The 842-nt window shown below is 68.6% G+C and carries 1 protein-coding gene; it reads left to right on the forward strand.

What is annotated here, in order from left to right:
• Positions 1–103 precede the first annotated feature (103 nt).
• Positions 104–718, forward strand: a complete 615-nt coding sequence (gene rpsD / locus BZY54_RS48465) for a 30S ribosomal protein S4 (RefSeq protein ID WP_086731582.1) — start codon at positions 104–106, stop codon at positions 716–718.
• The last annotated feature ends 124 nt before the right edge of the window (positions 719–842 follow it).

Genomic DNA, 842 nt, shown 5'->3' on the forward strand with positions numbered 1-842 from the left:
GGCTGCCCGGCAGGTCCCCTGCGGACCCGGCGGGATTCCCCGGCTGCGGATGCGACCTCCCACAACCCTGACAAGCCGAACACTAGGAAATGAGACTAAGACAGTGGCGAACCAGTCCCGCCCCAAGGTCAAGAAGTCGCGTGCCCTCGGCATCGCTCTGACCCCGAAGGCCGTCAAGTACTTCGAGGCCCGCCCCTACCCGCCGGGTGAGCACGGCCGTGGCCGCAAGCAGAACTCGGACTACAAGGTCCGTCTGCTCGAGAAGCAGCGTCTGCGCGCGCAGTACGACGTGTCCGAGCGCCAGCTCGTCCGCGCCTACGAGCGTGCCTCCAAGGTTCAGGGCAAGACCGGTGAGGCCCTGATCGTCGAGCTCGAGCGCCGTCTCGACGCGCTGGTCCTGCGTTCGGGCATCGCCCGCACGATCTACCAGGCCCGCCAGATGGTCGTCCACGGCCACATCCAGGTCAACGGCCAGAAGGTCGACAAGCCGTCCTTCCGTGTCCGTCCCGACGACGTGATCCAGGTCCGCGACCGCTCCAAGGACAAGACGCTCTTCCAGATCGCCCGTGAGGGCGGCTTCGCCCCCGAGGGCGAGACCCCGCGCTACCTGCAGGTGAACCTCAAGGCCCTGGCGTTCCGCCTGGACCGCGAGCCGAACCGCAAGGAGATCCCGGTGGTCTGCGACGAGCAGCTCGTCGTCGAGTACTACGCCCGCTGATCACCAGCCGGACGTAGCACCCCGCGGCTCAGCCCGCCGTCTCACCGCCCTTCCGGGTGGGTGGGGCGGCGGGCTGACGCATGTCCGGCGTGCCGTGATCCTTCGGCCCGCGCTGCGCTGGCAG

The sequence above is a fragment of the Streptomyces carpinensis genome (genome assembly GCF_002154505.1).
Taxonomy (GTDB): domain Bacteria; phylum Actinomycetota; class Actinomycetes; order Streptomycetales; family Streptomycetaceae; genus Streptomyces; species Streptomyces carpinensis.